The following is a 22123-nucleotide window of genomic DNA, read 5'->3' as shown; positions in this document are numbered from 1 at the left end:
GATTATGGTGCGCTTTAAGCTGTGGCAATGGGTCATTTTAATTACCCCGATCGCCTCCATCCTCATTTTACTGCTCCTCGCTGCTGCATGGCAGATCCACACCTGGGGTATAAGTTGGATCTGGGCAGTCTTTATTCTGGTCTTCCTAGGATGGCGCTGGTTGTTGGTGCTGTGGACGCGCCCCATGGTGGAGCAGCTCGAAGCCGCCGTTGCCGCAGTCAGTGCGGATATGGACGCAGTGACGGCAGAAACCCAATCAGCCATCGGCAATGCGGAAATCGGAGCAAAAATTGAGACTCAGTTGGAGAAGATTCTCAAGGAGTCAAAAGGCGATCGCCCCCTTTGGCAAGATCAAACCGCCTTTTTCCAACGCTGTCAAGCCGTGGTGGTCTGTGTAGCCGAAGCTTATGGCCAGAATGCCCAATATCCCCTGCTCAATATCTACATCCCCCAAGCCTACGGGTTAATTCAAGGCACAGTGGAGGATGTGGGACGGGCCATTACCCAACTCTCCCCCGTTCTCAATCAAGTGACCGTTGGCCAAGCCTATCAAGCCTATGAAATGTATCGCCAGTTAGAACCCTCGGCGCGTAAAGTGCTACAGGTTTGGGATTGGGCCCAATGGTTGCTCAATCCGGCCGCAGCCGTAGCGAAACGAGCAACAAAGAAGTGGGGCAATCAAGCAACTCAGGAATTATTGGTAAACTTGGGTCAAATGTTACGGGAGTCGGCTCTGCGGAATCTCTGTCGCCAGGCGATCGCCCTCTACGGTAACATCACCCCCCCGGAACTCAATGTTTCCGCCTCCGAATTAACCCTACCCAAAGCCAAAACCGAAACCCTCCGCGCCATTATTGCTAAAGCCTCTCCAGAGGAACAGGTCGAGCAACAACCCCTCAATCTGCTCTTAGTCGGACGGACAGGGGCGGGTAAAAGTAGCCTGATTAACACCTTATTTCAAGCAGAACAGGCGGAAGTCGATGTTTTGCCCAGCACGGACAAAATTCAGAATTATCACTGGCAGGGAGCCAATGGCGAGGGGTTGAATCTGTGGGATACTCCCGGTTACGAACAGGTGAACCGGGCAGACTTGGCGGAGCAGGTGTTGGAATTTGGCGCTAAAGCCGATTTAGTCTTATTGGTGACTCCTGCCCTCGATCCCGCCTTGCAAATGGATGTGACGTTCCTGAAGCAACTGCGGGAAGCGAATGGGGAGTTACCCGTGATTACCTTGGTGACTCAAGTTGACCGCTTGCGCCCCATCCGGGAATGGTCGCCCCCTTATTACTGGAAATTTGGGCAGCGACCGAAGGAGGTAGCCATTCGGGAGGCGACCGAGTATCGTCAGCAACAGTTATGGGAGTGGTGCGATCGCCTCCTCCCTGTGGTTACTGCGGATACTCAGATGGGTCGCCAGGGTTGGAATACCGACAAGCTTTCTGCAATGCTCGTGGAGGCGATCGGGCCGGTGAAAGAAGAGAGACTAGCCCGATTTTTACGCGATCGCGATGCCCGTACCCTCGCCGCCGCCAAAATTATCGACCGCTACACCTTCCAAATGGCGACGACTCAAGGCCTAACTGCGCTCCTGAAAAGTCCCGTCCTCCGGTTTGTATCAACTCTTGCCACCGGTTCCCCCACCCTCGCCTATCTCCTGGCCGAACAAATCCCCATTGAGCAGTTACCGGTAGTCATTGGCAAGTTACAGATGGCCTACGATTTATTTTTGCTCCTGAGTAATGACCCAGAATTAGAAGTAAAATTTGAACTTTTGACCCTCTGGCCCCAACTGTTGGAGAACCCCGCAACCCCCGATAAAAACGCCTGGGCCTTCGGTCATGCCCTGGTAGAATACTGGGTTCAAGGACTGAGTATGGATCAATTGGGCGATCGCATCAAATTTTATCTAGACATGCGAAAGTAGGATATAGCGCCACGCTCTAGGCAAACAGCAAATAAGGACAAAATAATGGAAATTCTATTAACCCCTGAGTTAGAAAAACTGATTGCCAATCAAATTGAGACGGGTCAGTATGCTTCACCCAGTGAAGTCGTTTGGGCAGGAGTCAAGCTCTTACAAGAAATTAACCGCATCTACCAAGGACGGTATGCAGAACTGCAAAAAGAAGTACAAATAGGCACAGAAGCTGCAAATAGGGGTGAATTACTAGATGCAGAAGTCGTCTTCGGGCATCTAGAGCAGAAACTAAGGGCTAAACGGGGTTTAAGCTGATATAATGGCTCAAATTTGTCGCTTTACCATTCCAGCCAGTCGAGATTTAGAAGCAATTCTTGACTACATTGCTGAAAATCAGAGTATTGATGCTGCCGAGAAACTGATGGAGCGTGTGAACCAAACTTGCCAGAGACTCACTCAGTTTCCAGGATTAGGTCGCAGACGAGATGAACTTTGGCCAGATGCGCGAAGTTTTCCCATTAGCAACTATCTCATATAGCAATTTCCTCTGCTATGCGGTACATAAATAGCGGTTTTTAACGATAGCCAGAATAGCCCAAAGCTAAATTGAGTCTGTTGTTCACTCCCCCCACTCCCCCATTCCCCCATTCCCCCACGGAGGGCGCGAAGCGCTGTATTTTATCGGGCATCCGCCGAGGGAGTCGAAATTTTAAGGATTGTTAGCGGGTATCGAGATCTAAAAGCCTTATTTGAAATGGACGAGTGATATCAAGTCTATCCCTTATTCTCCTGCCCACCCTACCCGCTACTCAACTCCACTAATCGGTAATCACCTGCTGAGTATCTAAATTAAATAAAGCATCCAAACTAACGTAAACCGTTCCTCTAGGGCTTTGTCGCTCAATTACTGCTAAACCATCATCAACCAGAACCACGATTTTAAAGGGTGTTAATTCAATTTCATTATCATTCATCGCTGATATGCCTTCATCGGGGATACTTCGGAATGTATATTGAGTCGTTAACGGCCCCTCCTGTGTAGACGATCCCATAATCGTTTTACCATCCGTAAAAGTTGTCCCTTTAAGAACTTTAGGCAAAGCAGCATATCTTGCCCGATTTAATTCAGCTTGCTGTCTTCTTTGTTCCGCTTGCTGTCTTCTTTGTTCCGCTTCTTGTCTCTTACGGTTCTCATTTTGTATATAATCAGGATCTTCTGTATAGTCTACATCCTTTCCAGAAGCCAAAGTCACCGGCTTTTTAATCACCGTCCCGGCTGAAGCTTCATCAATTCCAGCCGCTTTCAGTACCACTTCCCCAAAGCGGGCACAATTAATTGCCTGTTTAATAAAAGGAGAAACCCCTAATAGGGTATAGCTATATTTGGCTTTATTGGCAGCCACGTCATTCGCTTTATCTTGAGCCTTCTCAATGTTATCTGGAGTCGTTACCCAGCTTCGTCTGACTGGACTAGAGCGAATCCGATCTAAACTATCGTCTGAAGCTGGCTTATTCGTAATCTGAATTTCTTTATATCCTACCCCACTAGAACTACTCACAGTTCCCGTAGAAGACGCATCCGTTTTAGCCGACAACCCATCAGATTTTCCAGCCACTCTTAATTCAATTTTATGGCTTTCGGGGACACCACCTTTCAATCGTTCCGTAAATAGCATAGTATGCCCCATGGTTGAAGCTGTAGAAACAGCAGTAATTACACCATTAGAATCATCAATGACTTGTCCTTTGAGAGCATGGCTGTAATGTTTATTCAGATCTGCATCATGATACACGCGCTGTATCATGGATGTATTCTCAGCGTTCGCGGAGTCCTTTAACGTTTTTTTTTACGCTGTACACTTGCCCCCTTTTGCTGCACCACATGGGTGAGTTCATGGGCAATTAACTCCTGACCTTGAGGACTTGATGGCTTATACTGTCCCTCATTGAAAAACACATCCTGTCCCGTGGTAAAGGCTTTCGCTTGTATGGATTGACTCAAACTATGGGATTTGGGATCGGTATGCACCTTCACCCCACTAAAATCAGCCCCCATCGCTTCTCCCATTTTGGTTTGCAACTTAGGATCTAAGGGTTTTCCCCCTCCTTTGGCTTGTTTGAGTTCTCCTTCAAACTCTGGGGTAGCCCTTCCTCCTCCTAATGCATCCCGTTGCACTCCCGGTTTAGGCTTCATTTCTACATCTTCGTCATCTCCTTCTCGCTGCACCGCAGAATCAAGGGGTTTCATCTCCACATCCTCATCCTCACTTCGCTGCACCGCAGAATCAAGGGGTTTCATCTCCACATCCTCATCCTCACTGCGCTGAATACCCAGTTGTTCGGGTATTCCCATGCTCCCCTCATCTTCTTTAGTCTGTACTCCTTCCGTGGATACTGGTTCGGGTTGATTAATTTCTTGAACCACCTGACTGGCTACTGCATCCGCTTGTTGTTCGTGAACATCCTCCGGTTCCCCAATGGTGAGTTTGGCTTGTACGGGAGCGGGATGGCCATACATTTCATGGAGGCTGGTATAGTTATAGTTCGATGCGGGTTTAAAGGGCGGTAGGGTTTTTTCTTGGCTCTGCTTGCGCTGTACGGAGGGCAAAATTTTGGGCGCAAACCGAGTGGAGGACTTCTGAGGAGCAGAACTCTGTTGGGCGGTTTTTTTGCGACGGATGTAGGAACGCATAATGGAGGAACCCATAGAAACAAGCTTGCTATTATTATATCAGTTCAATTTAAGCTTAAGGGTTGCTTGCAGCCCCAATTGCATCCAACTTAAGAATATGATGGGTTGAAGTGGAGATTTAAGTGTTAAGTTTTGATGGTTAGAGGTGAGTATCGAGAGCCTATGGAGTATTTGAGTCTTTGTATTGGTGAGATCCATCGTCGTCTCGATCGCCACATTAGTCAACGGCAAAATCCCGATCTGGCTCTTCCCGATACTCCCCTCATTAATCTTGATATTCTCCCCTCCGATACGGGTGAACCGCTTCCCGCTCTAGAGCAGTTATGTAAAGTGTTTGAACTCTCCCCCTTTGAGCGTAAGGTGCTATTGCTCTGTGTAGCGCGGACGTTGCATCCCCAAGTTCCGGCGCTTTGTGCCCATGCTCAGGGAGATCCGAATTTAACCTATCCTACGTTTCAGTTGGCGATCGCCCTTTTTCCCGATCTCCATTGGGAAGCCCTTCATCCCCAAAGACCACTCAGATTATGGAACTTGCTCAATTTAGCCGAAAACGAAGATATTACCCACACTAAACTAGAGATAGATGAGAGTATTTTACATTATTTATTGGGAAGTCTTTATCAAGATCAAGACTTAGCCCTCCTGCTCGAATCCCTTGCGCCCCCAGCTCCCTCTTTATCTCTATCCCATCAAGAGATTGTGGAGTTAGGAATTTCGGGTTTATTAACCTCCCATCCAGTGCAACTCTGCGGCTGGAATGTCGAGGATAAACGGGCGATCTGCCAACAGATTGGCGACTATTTTCAAATGCCCGTAAAAGTGCTTTCTAGTCGCCATCTACCTAGCGATCCTAAAGAGCTTAAACATCTGGTGTATCGCTGGCGACGGGTGATGCTCTTGGCTCCTACTTTACTATTATTGGAATACGATCCAATCAAGGGTTCAGAAGTGAGCCAACAGGCAATTTTAACCGATTTTATCCGGGACTTAAAAACGCCGGTTATCATCTCGACTTCGATCCGGTTTTCTTCTCCTTATCTTCCCCTGCTGACGTTTGATGTGCCCAAGCTTTCTTATTATGAACAATTGCATCTGTGGCAAACCCATTTAGGAGAAGCAACGAAGGAATTGAACGGTCATTTAGAGGTGATTACCTCCCAGTTTAATTTACCCTCAACGACGATTAAGGCGGCTTGTTCGACATTAGAAATCGAACCTAAAGAAGGAGATTCAGTGGGCGATCGCCTCTGGCACTTTTGCCGCCTACAAGCTCGCCCCCACTTAGATGATCTAGCGGTGCGGATTGAAACTAAGGCAACCTGGGAAGATTTAATTTTACCAACGCAACACAAACAAACATTGTATCAAATGGTGGCTCATTTACGTCAGAGAGTACGAGTCTATGAGGATTGGGGCTTTGCCGGGAATGAGCGCCGTGGCTTGGGGATTAGTGCCCTCTTTTCGGGGACAAGTGGCACGGGAAAAACTTTGGCGGCAGGAATTATTGCCCGCGAGCTAAAGTTAGATTTATATCGCATTGATTTGAGTTCAGTAGTCAGTAAATATATTGGGGAAACCGAGAAAAACTTAAAACAAGTGTTTAATGCTGCCGAAACCGGAGGCGCGATCCTGCTGTTTGATGAAGCCGATGCTCTCTTCGGGAAACGCTCCGAAGTGCAGGATAGCCGCGATCGCTACGCTAATATGGAAGTGAGTTATTTACTACAAAGCATCGAGGCATATCAGGGATTATGCGTACTCACCACTAACTTAAAAGGGGCGATCGATCAAGCCTTTTTGCGCCGTATCCGCTTTATTGTTCAATTTCCTTTCCCAGATCGGGACAGTCGCGAAGCCATTTGGAAGCGAATTTTCCCCACCAAAACCCCTACAGAAGGCTTAGATCCCCGCAAACTCTCTAACCTGAATGTGGCTGGGGGAAACATCCGCAATATCGCCCTCAACGCCGCATTTTTAGCCGCCGATGCTGGCGAACCGGTGAGCATGAAACATTTGTACGAAGCGACAAAAAGTGAATATATTAAACTAGAGCGCTTGTTAACCGAAAAAGAGACTAAAGGCTGGAATAGTTAATTCTTATACTCTCTCCAAAGGAATTTAAGGATAACGTAGGGCTACAGCACTTTGGGCTGTAAGAGGGACTGGGCGATCGCTGTTTCACTTGTTGCAGAAACGCTAATGCCGGATTCGCAGGTTCTAAGGAAAATTGTATCTCTCCCTGCAATATTGCATAATTCTATAAAACTACCCTAATAAATAGATAGGCTTGATTATGTAAAGTTTCAATAACACATCAAGGATGAAGGAGATGAATGTACCATGAAATCGCGCAAAGATATTGTTGAATTATTTTCAACATTTCTTGATATTGATGACCAATTTGACCGAATTGGGCCGGGGTGGCAAAAATCGCCCCGTTTGGCCAAGTCCATGACTCAGAAGGTGGAGAAAGAGCCAGGAATGCACAAAGAATATTGGGCCCAATACTGGCTCAGAGCATCGATGGTAGAAGCCTCAGTTAATCGACTGGCACGAGAACATCTGGCTGCCTATTTAGAAGAAGCCTGTCATCGGACAGCGTGGAAAGTCTCCCAGCAGCATTCAGAGCGAAAAGTGGATGTTTTCCAGATGGCTAGAATGGTGGTGCTGAATCCAGTCAAGCTGTTCAGAAGCTATGATTATAAAAGTAGCAGTGTAAGAACTTATGCTCATTTTCCCTTGGAAAGTGCTGTTCGCGAACAACTGCGTCAAGGTCTGGAATTAGGTAAATATAGTTGGCCGGCACTGCTACGAAACATCACGAAAAAGAAACTCAAAGATGCTTTGTCTAAAGCTAATGTCAAAGAGCCTACTTTTTCTCGTTGTTTGCAAGCTTGGCAATGTTTTCGGGAACAGTATGTACCCAAGAAAGCTGATGGTAGCAAACAATTGCAACCCCCGAATCGGCAAGAACTAGACACAATCGCCTCTTATTATCGCCAACACTATCCTTCCGAGGACTTTATCCCGGATGGTGCAATGATTCAAACCTTACTCGATCTAGCAGTTCAAGCGATTCGAGAGAGTTTTAATACCAAGACTGTAGCGCTAGATGATAGTCCGTATGAACCGGTGAGTATGTCTGAGCCATCTCTAGAAGAGGTAGAAGAGACAGAAGCAGAAACGGAGCGCTTTAGACAAATTGGTGCAGTTCTGTCTCGGACTTTGGAGGAATTTCCAGTAGCAGATCGCAGGCTACTTAAGCTCTGGTATGGCTTGGAGATGACTCAATCAGATTTGGCGCTGATTTTTGGCTTTGAAAAGCAGTATCAAGTGTCTCGTCAAAAAGACAAACTGAAAAAAATATTGCTGAAATCTTTAGCTCAATGGTGTCAAGAAACTCTGGCGATTGCAATTAGCTCTAACCAACTGGGTGAGATGTCCAAAGTGTTGGATATTTGGCTAGAAAAAATGAGTTTTGCTAACTTGTGCAGTCCCTTAAAACAATCTCTAATCGATCGCAGCCAGTCGGATGAACTAAAACTCCTTAAGTTACACTTTGGTAAAGGCTTGAAGCTTGAAGATGTTGCCCAGGAAATGGGATGGGGACAAGGGGAAATTGTGCAGGCGATCGCCGAAATCAGATCGAGGCTAGAGCAAGAATTATACCATCAGATCGAAACGGAGTTTCAGCTTTCTTTACAAGAAAATAAAGCAGCCCAGAAAGCGATCACTAATTTTGTGGAGACATATTTGTATAAATTGCCTTATGGCTCTCTTTAACTAATCAACAGGAGGAATTAGACCATGTTAACGATGAATGAATCACTGACACTCAATTCTAACCAAGTTTGGCTGGAAATCTCACCGCAGGAGAGGGAAGCAGCTTGGCCGCCCCATGATCGATTTGCGACGGAAATTGGAAGATGGAATGCCTATTTGAACTGCCTCTGTCTCCAGGCGGTTTTGTCTTGGATGGCTGAAGAATCGGGAATTGAACCGCAAATTTTGCCCAATGAGAGGGACGCTGAAAAATTGTGGGAAGGTATCAATGGAACGGCGATCGCCCTGGGAGAGACTAGAATTGTGGTCATTCCCAGTGAAGCTATTGATACTGAGGAATTTATTGTCCCCCAAGAATGGGTGGATATTCCAGATTGGACAGCTAATTATTATCTCGCTGTACAAGTTTGTCCCGATGATAGCTATGTGCGAATTTGGGGATATGCCACCCATCAACACTTAAAAACCTTGGCCGTCTATGATACAGGCGATCGCACCTACAGTTTAGATGGAGTGGATGTCATTCAAGACCTGAATGTGATGTGGGTGGCGATGGAACTGTGTCCGAATGAACAAGTGGCAATCGAAGCTTTACCGGTTTTATCTGCCCAAGAAGCCGAACAGTTGTTAGCACAACTGAGTTCGCAAGCCATTAATTCACGCCGGTTTAGGCTTCCTTTTCCCCAGTGGGCCGCCTTGTTGACTCAATCCCATTGGAGAGAGCAGGTATGGAAAACAACTACTCCTCTAGAGAGAGTAGAGGCGATCGCCACTGAAACCCTAACTCATTTATCCAATTGGTTAGAAAACCAGATTGAAGCTCAGTGGCAAACCCTGGAGCAATTTATGGCATACTCAACAGGTAATTTAAGTTTGGCCTTTCGCAATTTAGAAATGACCGTAAATCCAGAAGAACGTATTCCCATTTTGATTAACCGGATACAAACCAGTGCCGATGAAGGTCAAGTGAAAATCGCGGCGGAAGAGTTAGGCACAATGGGTCAAGGTCATCCCGAAATTATTCCCATTCTGGTCAATTTAATTCAAACTACAGAGGACGAAGAAACTCGTTGGGCCGCAGCCGAAAGTTTATGGACAATTTCCCCAGACCATCCCGGATCGGGAGTTCGCAGAATTGCTGATTTAGGAATGCAATTTGGCGATTATCCCCTAGCCTTAATGGTGGCGATTTTGCCCAAAGGAGACGACAATCGGGCGATTCTCCTGCGATTAAATCCGATGGGAAACCAGACCTATCTCCCTCCTGGAGTCCAGTTAACGGTGCTGGATGACGAAGGGGATATGTTCTTGGAAACCGAAAGCCGAGAGCGCGATAATTACATTCAGCTTAAATTAGGGGGCGATCGCGGCGAACACTTTAGCGTCCGAGTCGCCCTTGGAGAGACGGCAATTACAGAGGCATTCGTGATTTAACGGACTTGCCCTCTCCCGACGCTTTTCTAGGGGCTTTCCGTCCGGAAAGCCCCTACATAGAAAAACAGGGTGTCTCAAAAGCGTAACGCACCCTGCGGAAAGAAAAGAATCAGAGTTTGACCCACTTTTTTCGGAGAATCTCAAAAGAGGATTAATTGGTGGGAACAATTGGCTCATCAGGAGGAGGTGGTGGTGGTGGGCTAACGAATCCTTGTTCACTTGCCAATGAAGTTCGAGCAAAAGTCAGTCCAGATTGAGCAAGCATTAGCACCAGAAGGACATTGGCAATTGGTCGTGATTTCAGAGCGTTCATAACACTTGTTTATTGCGATCTACACTCTGTTATTGGAAAGGATTCAGCCAATTATGCAGGTGTTATTCTCCTAGGAAATCTTTAAATGCTGGCTACATCTAAAAAGACGGGATCGGACTGAGTGCATAAATCGATTAGGTCATCCCAATAAGTAGATGTCGGGAAAAATTTAGGAGTCACTCCGATGTCTGCTTCTGAAACTGTCATGCACCAAATTTTTGCTAATCTGGTTGCCGAATATCATCCCTTTGCCAACTACCTCGGTTATCAAGAAGGTGAAAATGGCTTTATTATCATCTATGATGGCGGCAATGGCCGGCAAGCGATGGTGGTTGATACCCATGGCAATATTGTCCAAGATACGACCTTGGGAACCACCCGCACACTGGGATTACTGGCCCTAGGCGCTTGGTTATTGGGCGATCGCTAATCCTGAGCTGTATTCACATTCTGAAACATTCGCTGACAAGAAAAGTTACATTCTTGTCAGCGAATTTAGTGTATACTCCGTGACTATAAGGATAGCGGCTAAAGTCAAAGACTGTTGACCCTACACAATTAAGGCCACATTCATGACTCAATTAGTCATTCTCAAACTAGGGAGCGGTAGCTTTGCCCAAGGGTTTCCGGTTACGCTCCAGATCGGTGAAGAGACTTCGCGTCCGTCAGTCGAAGTAACTGGGACATTGCCTCCAGCTCCGAAATTGGGCGATCGCTATACGCAATGGCAAGTCGCCTATCGCAGCTTAGGACTATCAGCACGGCTAGAGAAACCGAAAAAACAAAAGACCCAAGTTTCAGTCACTCAACCTTGTACTGAGGCAGCCCAACAGCTTAAAGATCACCTCAATCAATGGCTCAACTCGGAAGAATTTCGGCCCGTCAAAGAAGCACTGCTGAAAAAATTGCAAGCTTCAGAAATCATTCGCTTTATTATCCAAACCCAAGACCTGCAAAATCAGCAACTACCTTGGCACTTTTGGACACTTTTAGTTGAAGACTACACCAAAGCCGAAATTGCCCTCAGTTCCCCCGAATACCAAGAGGTTGAGAGGATCGAGCATCCCAAAGAGAAGATTAAAATTCTGGCCATTTTGGGCAATAGTGAAGGCATTGATATTCAAGCCGATCGCCGCTTACTTGAACAACTCCCTGGGGCAGAAGTCACCTTTCTGGTGGAACCGAAGCGCCAAGAACTCACAGATACTTTATGGGCCCAAGGATGGGATATTCTCTGTTTTTCTGGCCATAGCTCAACGGAGGGCGAGACCGGAAAATTAGCGATTAATCAGACGGATAGTTTAACCGTTGCTGAACTAAAAAATGCCCTGAAAACTTCTATTGCCAAAGGATTGCGCTTGGCCATTTTCAACTCTTGTGATGGCTTGGGATTAGCTCGAAATCTAGCCGATTTGCATATTCCCCAGGCGATCGTCATGCGCGAACCCGTGCCCGATGTGGTGGCTCAGGAGTTTCTTAAATATTTCCTCAAAGCCTTTGCCAGAGGTCAATCCCTATACTTATCGGTCAGAGAAGCTAGGGAAAGACTGCAAGGCATAGAAGATCGATTTCCTTGCGCCACTTGGTTACCAGTTATCTATCAAAACCCGGCAACTCTTCCTCCCACTTGGGAAGATTTGGGGGGAATTTGTGCCGATATTAGCCAAGAAAAAATCCTTGCTTGTCCCTATCGCGGGTTATCTGCTTTTCGGGAAGAAGATGCGCCCTATTTCTTTGGTCGAGAAACCTTTACTGAACAGTTAGTCGAGGCGGTTCGCGAGAAGCCTTTGGTGGCCGTTATTGGCGCATCAGGTAGTGGGAAATCTTCTGTGGTGTTTGCCGGTTTAATTCCTCAATGGCGCTCAGATTATCGCCTCATTCTCACTCTACGTCCTGGAGATCAGCCCTTTGTCTCTCTCTCCACTGCTCTTATCTCCCACCTAGACCCCCAACTGAGCGCAACTGACCAACTGATTGAAGCGAAAAAACTGGCCAGCGCCTTATCTTCTCAAGCCATATCACTGCGAGCAGTCATCGAACGCATTTTATCGAGATCCACCAATATTACCGAAATCTTGTTAGTGATTGACCAGTTTGAAGAATTGTATACTCTGGTTGAGAATCTTCAAGAGCGCCAGGACTGGTTAGACAGTTGGTTAAGCGCCATTAACCTCATTCCCCAACTGAAAGTCGTCATCACTTTACGAGCTGATTTTTTCGCTCCAGCTATCAACGACCGACCCTTAACCGATGCCTTGCAAAATGCCGATGTCAAACTCGGCCCCATGAATCGGGAGGAGTTGGAGCGAACCATTACCCAACCCGCAGCTAAGGCGGGAATGCTGATTGAGCCAGGGTTAAGCGATCGCATTTTAGAGGCTGTGCAAGCAGAACCGGGCAATCTCCCCCTGCTCGAATTTGCTTTAACTTTACTCTGGGAACAGCCCCGAAATGGTCGTCTCAATCATGCAGCTTATAAAGACATTGGCGGCGTAGAATTTGCCCTAACTCGCTATGCTCAGGAGGTTTACGACCGACTTGATGTTACTGAGCAAGAGATTGCCAAACGGATAGTTCTGGAGTTAACTCAGTTGGCAGCAGGAGCGCAAGAAACGCGCCGCCAAGTCTCGAAGCAAGAGTTACAGCAAATTGCCCCCTTTCCTTCTGTGTCGGGTACAGAAGAGTTGGTCGAGTCCGTAATTCAGAAATTAGCGGCGGCTAAGTTGGTGGTGACGAATGAAACCTCGGTGGATATCGTCCATGAAGCTCTAATTCGCCACTGGCCTTTGTTGCGGCAGTGGTTAGACGAAAACCGAGAACAATTGCACCGTCAGCGAGCCATTGAGGGAGCTGCGAAAGAGTGGCAACAGCAGGGAGAACCAGAGGAGTTAAGTTATTTGCTCCAAGGGGTGAAGTTAGCTGATGCGGAGGGTTTCCTAGACTCGGAAACGGAAGGGATGGCGCTGTCAAGTTTGGCGAGAGATTATATTATTGTCAGCCAGGCTGTGCGTGATCGCCTCCTCCAGGAAGAAGAAGAGAGACGGGAGCGGGAGTTACAGCAGGAGCGCAAAGCCAGAATTGCCGCCCAGAGAACGACCCTCGCCGCAGTTGCATCGTTTTTGATTATACTCATTGCTGGGGGATTTTCCTGGTGGCAGCGACAGCAGTCTCTTCGCATTCTTCAGGATGTTTCGGCGGGGATTGAGGTGGGGACACCCCAACTGTTATCGCTTTTGCCGGATTTTCTCAAGATTGCCAACCGACAGCAGCGTAGGGGAGACCTTGACCGCGCTCTGGCCTACTACCGCACAATTTTAACTGAGTCCAAGCAATTACTCCAGCCTGCCGAAAATGAGGTGATTCAACTGAGTGCTACCGAGCGAGAGCAGCTAGAAAACCTGGCTCTAGACACTGAACAAGCCTTAGTCGAAACCATTATCAGCGATCGCCTACCTCAACTGGAAGCACAACTGAGTCAGGGCGAAATCGGTCAATTGCGCGATGAGACTTCTTTACTCGATTATGAGGAGCAATATACGGAAGGAGCGCTAAAGACGACTTACGCCATTTTGCTGCGGGAATGGGGGACTAAAGCGGATTTGAATGACAATGGGGAGCTGCAAACCCCAGAAGAAGCCGACTATCTCCCTTGTGAGCTATTAAAGGCGATCGACGCGCTCTGGCGCAAGCATACTGGCGATCGCTGTGGTTGGTTTGCTCAAGATTCTGCTTATCAAGCTGCCAAATGTGAAGAATTAGATGGATTAACCCTAACCATGAAAATATTCCTCGTTCCTCCTTTTGATGCGGCGATTAATCGCCTGAATAGTTGTGATGTTACCCATGCTCCTGCCTCTCTTAACTCTTCTAGCCATTTTCCCTCTTATTCGGTGAATTTCGATCCCCCTAAATCCCCCTTAAAAAGGGGGACTTTATTGATTTACTCACCCTTTTTAAAAGAGACTTTCTCCATTTCCCCCCTTTTTAAGGGGGGCTAGAGGGGATCAAAACCTCTCTCACAAAAGCACCAAATTCTGTACTTAAATTCAACCCTCAAACAACCATGATTAACCTACTCCATACCATCAAGAAAACCAAGAAAATTCTATTCGCTCTGGTGAGCCTTCTGACTTTGACCTTGATTCTCCTAACCAGTATTCCCAGTCACGGACTCATCCCCGATGCTGCCTACATCGTCAAATTCCAAGGAAGTCGCCTAACTTTAGGTGCAGGAAACAGCCGCAACCGTCAACCGGTCCAACTGCAAGACCGACTAGAATCAAATCGCATTCTCTATATTCCCGGCGATAATCAACATTGGGCAAATCTGGCATTTATCGCCAATGCGCCGAAAGATTCAACCGGATTAATTGTCCGAGCCGGCCCCCATCGTACTGCCTCACAATGGAGCTTTCCTTGTACAGCCAGAGGCGGTTTTACCATTGCTTGGCAACGAGGCGGCGATAGGGGATGTGAATCAGGCATTCGAGTGCAACCGAGTGGTTCTACAACCAGCCAATTATCAGCAGGCAAAGCTGTAATAGCTCAAGGCAGAAATGAAGTTACAGTGGTTCCCACTCCCAACCACAATCTTCTTCAAACTTCAGATAGTCCTACCGGAGTTGTGGTTGATGTTTTAATTGGAGACGTGCAAGTTCAGTCAGACCGATATCCCCAAGGCAGATTGATTAGAGCAGGACAAAGATATGCCTATCCTCAAGATACTGTAACTCCCATAGATTCCAATGCGATTCTCAATTCTCCAGAACTGCAAAATTTCCGCAATCCCAATAACTGGACATCACCCGATTTACCGGATAGAGCCGCCAGTAGTATTGTGGCACAGTTAACTGAATTAGAAACAGCTTTGAGGCAATTGCCACAGCAAACAGCCAGTCAATCTACACCCACTCAGACCAGTCATAAGTGGAATCTATCATTTACTGCACATAATGTACATTTCGATGTTAATACTTGCGGTCAAAGCTATGAAAGTAATCTAGAATTAAATTTAATTGGTTCTTCCTTCAATGGTGAAGCCATGTGGGTTGACGAGAATAATTCTCTGGTGGGAACTACTCCTATAAATAGTTCAATTAATGGAGATCAAGTAGAATTAAGATTCTCAGAGCCAGGTAATACTTATGGTTATATACTAAATGGTTCAATTAAGGAACAAGGAGTAGTTGAAGGAACTGCAAGAGTAGTAGGCAGCGCTTGTGATGGTAGATCTGGCCCTTTCACATTAAGGAAGAGCGATTAATTCTTAGCGCTTTTAATCAACACGAATTTGTACTTAGAATCATGATCAATAGACTTTATATTCTAGGCAGAGTTAAGCGATTGTTCTTTGCTTTTGTCAGTCTCCTGACCTTAACCTTGATTCTCCTAACCAGCCTTCCCAGTCACGGACTGATCCCCGATGCTGCCTACATTGTCAAATTCCAAGGTACTCGCTTAACCCTAGGCATAGGAAACAGCCGCAACCGCCAACCCATCCAACTGCAAGACCGACTAGAATCAAATCGCATTCTCTATATTCCCGGCGATAATCAACATTGGGCAAATCTGGCATTTATCGCCAATGCGCCGAAAGATTCAACCGGATTAATTGTCCGAGCCGGCCCCCATCGTACTGCCTCACAATGGAGCTTTCCTTGTACAGCCAGAGGCGGTTTTACCATTGCTTGGCAACGAGGCGGCGATAGGGGATGTGAGGAAGGAATTCGAGTGCAACGGAGTGATTCTACTACCAGTCAATTATTAACACAGAGAGCCAAAACTGCTCAAAGTGGAAATGAAGTTGTTGTTGTCCCTACTCCAGGAGAAAGTTTACTGCAAACTGCCGATAGTCCTACTGGAGTTGTGGTTGATCTTTTAATTGGAGATGTGCAAGTTCGGTCAGACCGATATCCCCAAGGCAGACTGATTAGAGCAGGAGAACGATATGAATATCCTCAAGATACAGTAACTCCCATAGATTCTAATGCTATTCTCAATTCTCCAGGAATGCGAGACTTCTTAAATCCCAATAACTGGTCATCACCTGATTTACCAGATAGAGCAGCAAGTAGTATTGTCGCCCAGTTAACTGAATTAGCGACGGCTGCAAGATCGAGTTCTCCAGTAATCGCTTCACCCGCTCCAAGTAGTCAACCCAATACCCAACCTACAGCATCAACCACTGGAATTGATTTAAATGGTAGTTGGCAATTTGATTTTGGTTGGTTTACTTATTCACCCACCAGTGGTGAATGCGAATCTGTTTCTCCAGGAACGTATACTGGTCTCATGAGTATTAACCAAAATGGCAGCCAACTGAGTATGTCACCTGATGGGCCAGTTCCAATGGATTATGGGACTCTATTAGGAAATCAGTTTGAAGCTAGAGGAGGAAGTCCTATGAGATGGGTAGGGACAGTTAGTAGTGATGGTAACGAAATTAGTGGGGATGGAATTTGTGGTAGCCTAACTATGCCTTTTAAGTTAACACGATTGGCCAATCGCCCTCGACTTGGCTGACTATCCCCTACCCCCCGTAGAGCAGATTTTAGGGATTTTAGTGTGGATGGTACGGCAAAGCGAAGATTGACCCAGATCTCAATTTCCTCAGTTCGTTGCCCTCTAACTCTGGAGTCATTTCCTAAAAAACGATCGATTTCCCAGAGTTAGAGTGCATACTATCGGAGTAGATCTGGCTCAATCTGAATAGCCTATCCTACCGTAAACCCCCAGTTGTTAACCAACTGGGGGTTTTCTTTAACGCTACAAATTGCCAAAACAGCTTTTGGGTTGATCTGCATAATTTCTTGAACCTTTCCCTATAAGAGTACAGAAGCTAATCAAGCTTCAGGTTCAAATTCACTCTACTCGTTCATTCCAGGCGCAACGTTATGAATTCTTTTATCACCTCTTCTGTGCAATCTGTTTACCAAGCTACCACCAACTTTATGAAACCTAAAGCTACAATTAAAACCGCGATCGCCCTCTTTTCTGGTCTGCTAGTTGCTGCTCCCACCGCCGCGTTTGCGAACCGCTATACGGATGTCGTCTACCAACAGTTAATGGATGCTGCTATTGGTTTGGGTATTTTAAGTAACCATCAAGTAGTTGATACTCCTTATGTAAATACCTTAGATGATAATCGCTCAGAAACGATCTCCGTCACCCTTTATTCTGGCCACTCCTATGCTCTACTGGGAGTGTGCGATCAAGATTGCCAAGATCTAGATCTGTATCTCTACGATGGCTATGGAAACTTAATTGATTCTGATACCAGCAGCGATGATTATCCCATCGTCGAGGTGTCACCTAGCCGGAGTGGTCGTTTCTATGTGAAAACTTCGATGGCGCGTTGTTCAGAGTCTTATTGCTATTACGGCGTTGGTCTTTTTGGGAGATGACAAATCACACTAACCTATTGTATTGCACGCGATCGCCTCATTCAGAGTAGCGATCGTTTTTTGTTGGGTAGCTAGAAAAGATTCCTAATTGCTTGTTGCCCCTTCCCTACTCCCTAAACATTCAGAGAAGCGATCGCTCTACCTATGCAAAAACCGCATATAACATTACTTGAATTCGCAATAAACAGCAACATTTTGTAACGTTAGTCACGAAATCTTGGATTTTTTATCTCTACCCTACAGAGGGAGTAAGGCAACCGCCCCCTTCCAAGGAGATTTACCAATCCATGTCTAACTTTTCTCGACGCAAATTTCTACTCACCGCTGGCGCTACTACCACCAGTGCCTTGCTCTTGCATAGCTGTGGAGGCACTTCCAGCACTCCCGATGCAACCAGCAGCCCTTCCCCCTCTGCTGCTGCTCCCTCAACTACCGCCCCCTCTCCTACGGCTGCCCTTGAAACCCCGGAAGTAACTACTGCGACTTTAGGCTTTATTGCCCTCACGGACTCTGCCCCCCTAATTATTGCCAAAGAAAAAGGGATATTTGCCAAGTATGGAATGCCAGAGGTACAGGTAGTCAAACAAGCCTCGTGGGGAACCACTCGTGATAACCTCGTCCTCGGCTCTGCTGGAGGCGGAATTGATGGGGCACATATCCTCACTCCCATGCCCTACTTGATTTCCACAGGTAAAGTCACTGATGGCAAACCATTACCCATGTATATTCTGGCCAGATTGAATACCAATGGGCAAGGGATTCAAATTGCTAATACTTACCAAGATCTGAAAGTGAGTCTGGATAGCTCTCCCCTCAAAGAAGTCTTTGCTCAAGCAAAAGCTAATAACAAAGACATTAAAGTGGCGGTGACTTTTCCTGGGGGTACTCACGATATGTGGATGCGCTATTGGTTAGCCGCAGGAGGAATTGATCCAGATCAAGATTTATCCACGATTGTGGTTCCTCCTCCACAAATGGTGGCGAATGTGAAAACTGGAACCATGGAAGCCTTTTGTGTGGGAGAACCTTGGCCGTTGCAAACGGTGAATCAAGAGGTTGGTTATGGAGCCTTAACAACCGGGGAATTGTGGAAAGATCATCCAGAAAAAGCCTTCGGAATGCGAGCAGATTGGGTGGATAAAAATCCCAAAGCAACTAAGGCATTGTTGATGGCAATATTAGAAGCTCAACAATGGTGCGATAAGGATGAAAATAAGCCAGAAATGTGTCAGATTTTGGCTAAACGGGAATGGTTTAAGGTTCCCTATGAGGATATTATCGATCGCTCTGTTGGTAAGTTCAATTTTGGGGTGCGGGAGATGGAAAACCAGGATTTGATGCAAAAATACTGGCGCGATTATGCTTCCTATCCTTTCAAGAGCCATGATCTCTGGTTCCTGACTGAGAATATCCGTTGGGGAATGTTAGATCCCACCCTCGATACTAAAGCCTTAGTCGATCAAGTCAACCGTGAGGATCTGTGGCGCGAAGCTGCCCAAGCACTAGGGGTATCAGCCGCAGAGATTCCCAGCAGTCCCTCCCGTGGCGTAGAAACGTTCTTTGATGGTAAGACATTTGACCCAGAGAATCCTCAAGCTTATCTAGACTCGTTAGACATTAAGAAAATCTAGCCTTTTTCTCATTACCCCATTATCCTCTTTTCTGAATTATGACTCCATCTTCTTCTCGCCGCCGATCCCGTCGCTATCCTGGGGCTGCCTTGATCGCATGGTTCTCTGAAAATACACGGCAGTTTTTTGTATCTGCGATCGCTCTATTGATTACTTTAGCCCTTTGGCAACTGCTGTGTGCAAGTCCACAAGCACCTTTACCTGGCCCAATTAAGGTTCTGCAAGACACCTGGGAACTGATTATTAACCCCTTCTTTGATAATGGGGGAACCGATAAGGGTTTGTTTTGGCAGATTCTCGCTAGTTTACAACGAGTGGCGATCGGATTTACCTTATCGGCGATCGCGGGAATTGCCCTCGGCATCGCCATTGGCAGTAGCAGTTTACTCTACGATGCCCTAGACCCCATGTTCCAAGTGTTGCGAACTGTCCCACCCCTAGCCTGGTTGCCCATTTCCTTAGCCGCCTTTAGCAACAGTGAACCCTCTGCCATATTCGTAATTTTTATTACTGCAATTTGGCCGATCATTATCAACACGGCGGTGGGCGTTCAACGCATTCCCCAAGACTATAAAAACGTGGCGCGAGTATTGCAACTATCGCAAAAGGATTATTTCTTTGAAGTCCTATTTCCTGCCACCGTCCCCTATATTTTTACGGGTTTAAGAATAGGAGTCGGTCTATCTTGGTTGGCGATCGTTGCCGCTGAAATGCTCATCGGTGGTGTCGGTATCGGCTTTTTCATCTGGGATGCTTGGAACAGTTCTCTGATTAGTGAAATTATTCTCGCCCTTGTCTACGTCGGCATTGTCGGCTTGCTCCTCGATAAATTGGTTGTCTTTATTGCCAACCGTATTGTCCCCGGAGAACCCTCTTAATCTGAGTACACCCATTACCCATTCCCCATCATCATGAAAAACTTCGTTGAGATTGACCACCTAGATAAGGTGTTTTCCTTGCCCAAGGGTGAACCCTATATTGCTCTGAAAAACATCAATTTCACCATCGAACAAGGAGAATTTATTTCGTTAATCGGTCATTCTGGCTGTGGCAAATCTACTTTATTACGGATTGTGGCGGGATTAGACCGAGCCTCTAGCGGTGGTGTAATTTTGTCCGGGAAAGAAGTGGATCGACCCGGGCCAGATCGGATGGTGGTTTTCCAAAATTACTCTCTGCTTCCCTGGAAAACGGTGTATCAAAATGTGGCTTTAGCGGTGGATTCGGTTATGAAACACCTGCCCACAGGAGAGCGACGGGAGGTGATTAACCAACATATTGACTGGGTAGGCTTGCACCATGCCAAGCATAAGTTCCCCCACGAATTGTCAGGGGGGATGAAGCAACGGGTGGCGATCGCCCGCGCTCTCGCCATTCGCCCCAAACTGTTACTATTAGACGAACCCTTCGGCGCACTCGATGCCCTGACTCGTGCCAGCCTGCAAGAGCGCCTGATGCAAATCTGCCAAGAAAGCCATGCCACCTGTATCATGGTTACCCATGATGTAGATGAAGCCTTATTATTAAGCGATCGCATCGTCATGCTCACCAACGGGCCAGAATCGCGAGTCGGCAGAATCCTCGATGTTCCCCTCCCCCGCCCTCGCGAACGGTTGGAAGTCGTCAATCATCCGAGTTACTACGGACTACGCAACGAAATTATCTACTTCCTCAACCAACAAAAACGGGCAAAACGCCGACAAGCTATCTCTGCCCCCGCAGTAGTCACCTCTGGACTGAAAAAGCCGATTGAAATAGGATTTATTCCCCTCACAGACTGTGCCCCCCTCATCGTGGCCCAAGAAAAAGGGCTATTCAAAAAACATGGCCTCGAACAAGTCACCCTCAGTCGAGAACCCAGTTGGGCGGCGATCGCCGAAGGCGTAATTAACCGCCGCCTGGATGCCGCCCAAATGGTGGCCGGGATGCCCATTGCCCTCACCCTAGGCATGGGGCCAACCCCCCCCGTCAGCATCGTCACCGCCCTCGTCCTCAGTCGCGGCGGCAATGCCATCACCCTGAGCAAGAAACTCTATCAACAGGGCGTAAGAACCCTAGCAGACCTCAAAGCTGCTTTCCTGGCTAACCCCGATCGACCCCACACCTTGGGCGTGGTTCATCCCGCTTCCATGCATAATCTCTTGCTGCGCCATTGGCTGGCCTGCGGGGGCATCGATCCCGATGGAGATCTCAACCTCAGTGTAATTTCTCCTCCCCAAATGGTCTCTAACCTCAAGGCAGGCAATATTGAAGGGTACTGTGTGGGCGAGCCGTGGAACTCTCGCGCTATCCATGAAGATTTAGGCTTTGCGATCGCCACTAGCGCCGATCTGTGGCCCAGTCATCCCGAAAAAGTATTCGGAATGCGGGAAGACTATGCCAACGAGCATCCAGATATTCACCTGGCCTTGCTGAAAGCTCTCTTAGAAGCCTGTGAGTATTGCGATGATCCCCGTCATCGCCCAGAAATCCTAGAAACCCTTTGCCTGCCGGAATATGTGGGTAGCGATCGCGTCTATACGGCTCCCGGTTTCCTGGAGCCTTACCTGCGAGAAAAAGACGGAGAACCAGAAATGTTACCCTCTTTCAACCGATTTTTCTTCGATCGCTCCAACTGTCCCAACCGCGGAGAAGCGCTCTGGATCATGACCCAACTCGCTCGCTGGGGCATCACTCCCTTCCCCAGAAACTGGGTAGACGCTTTGCAACGGATTCGCCGTTTGGATCTATTCAGCATGGCAGCACGAGACTTGGGATTGCCAGACGTAGAGCCAACCCCTAAACCCTTCTCTGTGTTTGATAGTACCCTTTTTGATCCCAATAATCCCTTAGATTACTTGTACCAATTGCCGATCAAGCGGGATCTCCGTATTGAAGAAGTGAATCTCGACGGTTCCAGACAAGCCGCTTGAGCGTCCTGGGAAGCACGAGATTGAACGCTCTGAGGAG

At 47.2% G+C, this 22123-nt stretch carries 16 protein-coding genes; 14 read left to right on the top strand and 2 right to left on the bottom strand.

Features of this window, described 5'->3' with window-relative positions:
• Nucleotides 1-4 precede the first annotated feature (4 nt).
• Genes AC3FZD_RS15000 through AC3FZD_RS14990 form a run of 3 tightly spaced genes read left to right on the top strand, consistent with a single transcriptional unit; the run spans nucleotide 5 to nucleotide 2456 of the window.
• Entirely contained in the window at nucleotides 5-1924 is a 1920-nt protein-coding gene (locus AC3FZD_RS15000; RefSeq protein WP_488736802.1) for a GTPase family protein, read from the top strand.
• Nucleotides 1925-1969: 45 nt separating this feature from the next.
• On the top strand, nucleotides 1970-2233 hold the full coding sequence (locus AC3FZD_RS14995) for a ribbon-helix-helix domain-containing protein (protein WP_488736801.1): 264 nt from the start codon (nucleotides 1970-1972) through the stop codon (nucleotides 2231-2233).
• Between the two features lie 4 nt (nucleotides 2234-2237).
• Entirely contained in the window at nucleotides 2238-2456 is a 219-nt protein-coding gene (locus AC3FZD_RS14990; protein ID WP_488736800.1) for a type II toxin-antitoxin system RelE/ParE family toxin, read from the top strand.
• A 280-nt stretch (nucleotides 2457-2736) separates the two neighbouring features.
• On the opposite strand, the gene AC3FZD_RS14985 is transcribed toward AC3FZD_RS14990, so the two are convergent.
• Both AC3FZD_RS14985 and AC3FZD_RS14980 read right to left on the bottom strand, forming a co-directional pair.
• Nucleotides 2737-3723: a hypothetical protein gene (locus AC3FZD_RS14985; protein ID WP_488736799.1), complete on the bottom strand. Its 987-nt coding sequence runs from the start codon at nucleotides 3721-3723 to the stop codon at nucleotides 2737-2739.
• A 29-nt stretch (nucleotides 3724-3752) separates the two neighbouring features.
• The gene (locus AC3FZD_RS14980) at nucleotides 3753-4610 is read right to left on the bottom strand and encodes an eCIS core domain-containing protein (protein WP_488736798.1); all 858 of its coding nucleotides are present in this window, start codon (nucleotides 4608-4610) and stop codon (nucleotides 3753-3755) included.
• Between the two features lie 162 nt (nucleotides 4611-4772).
• Between AC3FZD_RS14980 and AC3FZD_RS14975 the strand changes: the two genes are divergently transcribed.
• The 11 genes from AC3FZD_RS14975 to AC3FZD_RS14925 all read left to right on the top strand — a co-directional run bounded on the left by AC3FZD_RS14975 (nucleotide 4773) and on the right by AC3FZD_RS14925 (nucleotide 22086).
• The gene (locus AC3FZD_RS14975) at nucleotides 4773-6704 is read left to right on the top strand and encodes an ATP-binding protein (protein ID WP_488736797.1); all 1932 of its coding nucleotides are present in this window, start codon (nucleotides 4773-4775) and stop codon (nucleotides 6702-6704) included.
• A 246-nt stretch (nucleotides 6705-6950) separates the two neighbouring features.
• Nucleotides 6951-8393, top strand: a complete 1443-nt coding sequence (locus AC3FZD_RS14970) for a sigma-70 family RNA polymerase sigma factor (protein ID WP_488736796.1) — start codon at nucleotides 6951-6953, stop codon at nucleotides 8391-8393.
• Nucleotides 8394-8417: 24 nt separating this feature from the next.
• Nucleotides 8418-9827 carry a DUF1822 family protein gene (locus AC3FZD_RS14965; RefSeq protein ID WP_488736795.1) on the top strand — a complete coding sequence of 470 codons (1410 nt, stop codon included), beginning with the start codon at nucleotides 8418-8420 and terminating at the stop codon, nucleotides 9825-9827.
• 497 nt (nucleotides 9828-10324) lie between these two features.
• Nucleotides 10325-10570, top strand: coding sequence for a hypothetical protein (locus AC3FZD_RS14960; RefSeq protein ID WP_488736794.1), 246 nt, complete (start codon nucleotides 10325-10327; stop codon nucleotides 10568-10570).
• A 142-nt stretch (nucleotides 10571-10712) separates the two neighbouring features.
• On the top strand, nucleotides 10713-14138 hold the full coding sequence (locus tag AC3FZD_RS14955) for an nSTAND1 domain-containing NTPase (RefSeq protein WP_488736793.1): 3426 nt from the start codon (nucleotides 10713-10715) through the stop codon (nucleotides 14136-14138).
• A 65-nt stretch (nucleotides 14139-14203) separates the two neighbouring features.
• Nucleotides 14204-15403, top strand: a complete 1200-nt coding sequence (locus AC3FZD_RS14950) for a hypothetical protein (protein ID WP_488736792.1) — start codon at nucleotides 14204-14206, stop codon at nucleotides 15401-15403.
• A 41-nt stretch (nucleotides 15404-15444) separates the two neighbouring features.
• Entirely contained in the window at nucleotides 15445-16662 is a 1218-nt protein-coding gene (locus tag AC3FZD_RS14945) for a hypothetical protein (protein WP_488736791.1), read from the top strand.
• Between the two features lie 371 nt (nucleotides 16663-17033).
• On the top strand, nucleotides 17034-17543 hold the full coding sequence (locus AC3FZD_RS14940) for a hypothetical protein (protein WP_488736790.1): 510 nt from the start codon (nucleotides 17034-17036) through the stop codon (nucleotides 17541-17543).
• Between the two features lie 287 nt (nucleotides 17544-17830).
• Nucleotides 17831-19174 carry a CmpA/NrtA family ABC transporter substrate-binding protein gene (locus AC3FZD_RS14935; protein ID WP_488736789.1) on the top strand — a complete coding sequence of 448 codons (1344 nt, stop codon included), beginning with the start codon at nucleotides 17831-17833 and terminating at the stop codon, nucleotides 19172-19174.
• Between the two features lie 38 nt (nucleotides 19175-19212).
• Complete coding sequence (ntrB, locus tag AC3FZD_RS14930; RefSeq protein WP_488736788.1) at nucleotides 19213-20052, top strand: nitrate ABC transporter permease; 840 nt, start codon at nucleotides 19213-19215, stop codon at nucleotides 20050-20052.
• Nucleotides 20053-20085: 33 nt separating this feature from the next.
• Nucleotides 20086-22086, top strand: a complete 2001-nt coding sequence (locus tag AC3FZD_RS14925; protein WP_488736787.1) for an ABC transporter ATP-binding/substrate-binding protein — start codon at nucleotides 20086-20088, stop codon at nucleotides 22084-22086.
• Nucleotides 22087-22123: the final 37 nt, after the last annotated feature.

This window comes from Roseofilum sp. KMC-1 (assembly GCF_057802075.1).
Note: the sequence above shows the minus strand (reverse complement) of the source record. Positions and strands in the feature narration are given on the sequence as shown.

Excerpts from the sequence above, each read along its gene's own strand:
- AC3FZD_RS15000 (WP_488736802.1), top strand. The coding sequence starts at position 5 with ATGGTGCGCTTTAAGCTGTGGCAATGGGTCATTTTAATTACCCCGATC.
- AC3FZD_RS14995 (WP_488736801.1), top strand. The coding sequence starts at position 1,970 with ATGGAAATTCTATTAACCCCTGAGTTAGAAAAACTGATTGCCAATCAA.
- AC3FZD_RS14990 (WP_488736800.1), top strand. The coding sequence starts at position 2,238 with ATGGCTCAAATTTGTCGCTTTACCATTCCAGCCAGTCGAGATTTAGAA.
- AC3FZD_RS14985 (WP_488736799.1), bottom strand. The coding sequence starts at position 3,723 with ATGATACAGCGCGTGTATCATGATGCAGATCTGAATAAACATTACAGC.
- AC3FZD_RS14980 (WP_488736798.1), bottom strand. The coding sequence starts at position 4,610 with ATGCGTTCCTACATCCGTCGCAAAAAAACCGCCCAACAGAGTTCTGCT.
- AC3FZD_RS14975 (WP_488736797.1), top strand. The coding sequence starts at position 4,773 with ATGGAGTATTTGAGTCTTTGTATTGGTGAGATCCATCGTCGTCTCGAT.
- AC3FZD_RS14970 (WP_488736796.1), top strand. The coding sequence starts at position 6,951 with ATGAAATCGCGCAAAGATATTGTTGAATTATTTTCAACATTTCTTGAT.
- AC3FZD_RS14965 (WP_488736795.1), top strand. The coding sequence starts at position 8,418 with ATGTTAACGATGAATGAATCACTGACACTCAATTCTAACCAAGTTTGG.
- AC3FZD_RS14960 (WP_488736794.1), top strand. The coding sequence starts at position 10,325 with ATGTCTGCTTCTGAAACTGTCATGCACCAAATTTTTGCTAATCTGGTT.
- AC3FZD_RS14955 (WP_488736793.1), top strand. The coding sequence starts at position 10,713 with ATGACTCAATTAGTCATTCTCAAACTAGGGAGCGGTAGCTTTGCCCAA.
- AC3FZD_RS14950 (WP_488736792.1), top strand. The coding sequence starts at position 14,204 with ATGATTAACCTACTCCATACCATCAAGAAAACCAAGAAAATTCTATTC.
- AC3FZD_RS14945 (WP_488736791.1), top strand. The coding sequence starts at position 15,445 with ATGATCAATAGACTTTATATTCTAGGCAGAGTTAAGCGATTGTTCTTT.
- AC3FZD_RS14940 (WP_488736790.1), top strand. The coding sequence starts at position 17,034 with ATGAATTCTTTTATCACCTCTTCTGTGCAATCTGTTTACCAAGCTACC.
- AC3FZD_RS14935 (WP_488736789.1), top strand. The coding sequence starts at position 17,831 with ATGTCTAACTTTTCTCGACGCAAATTTCTACTCACCGCTGGCGCTACT.
- ntrB (WP_488736788.1), top strand. The coding sequence starts at position 19,213 with ATGACTCCATCTTCTTCTCGCCGCCGATCCCGTCGCTATCCTGGGGCT.
- AC3FZD_RS14925 (WP_488736787.1), top strand. The coding sequence starts at position 20,086 with ATGAAAAACTTCGTTGAGATTGACCACCTAGATAAGGTGTTTTCCTTG.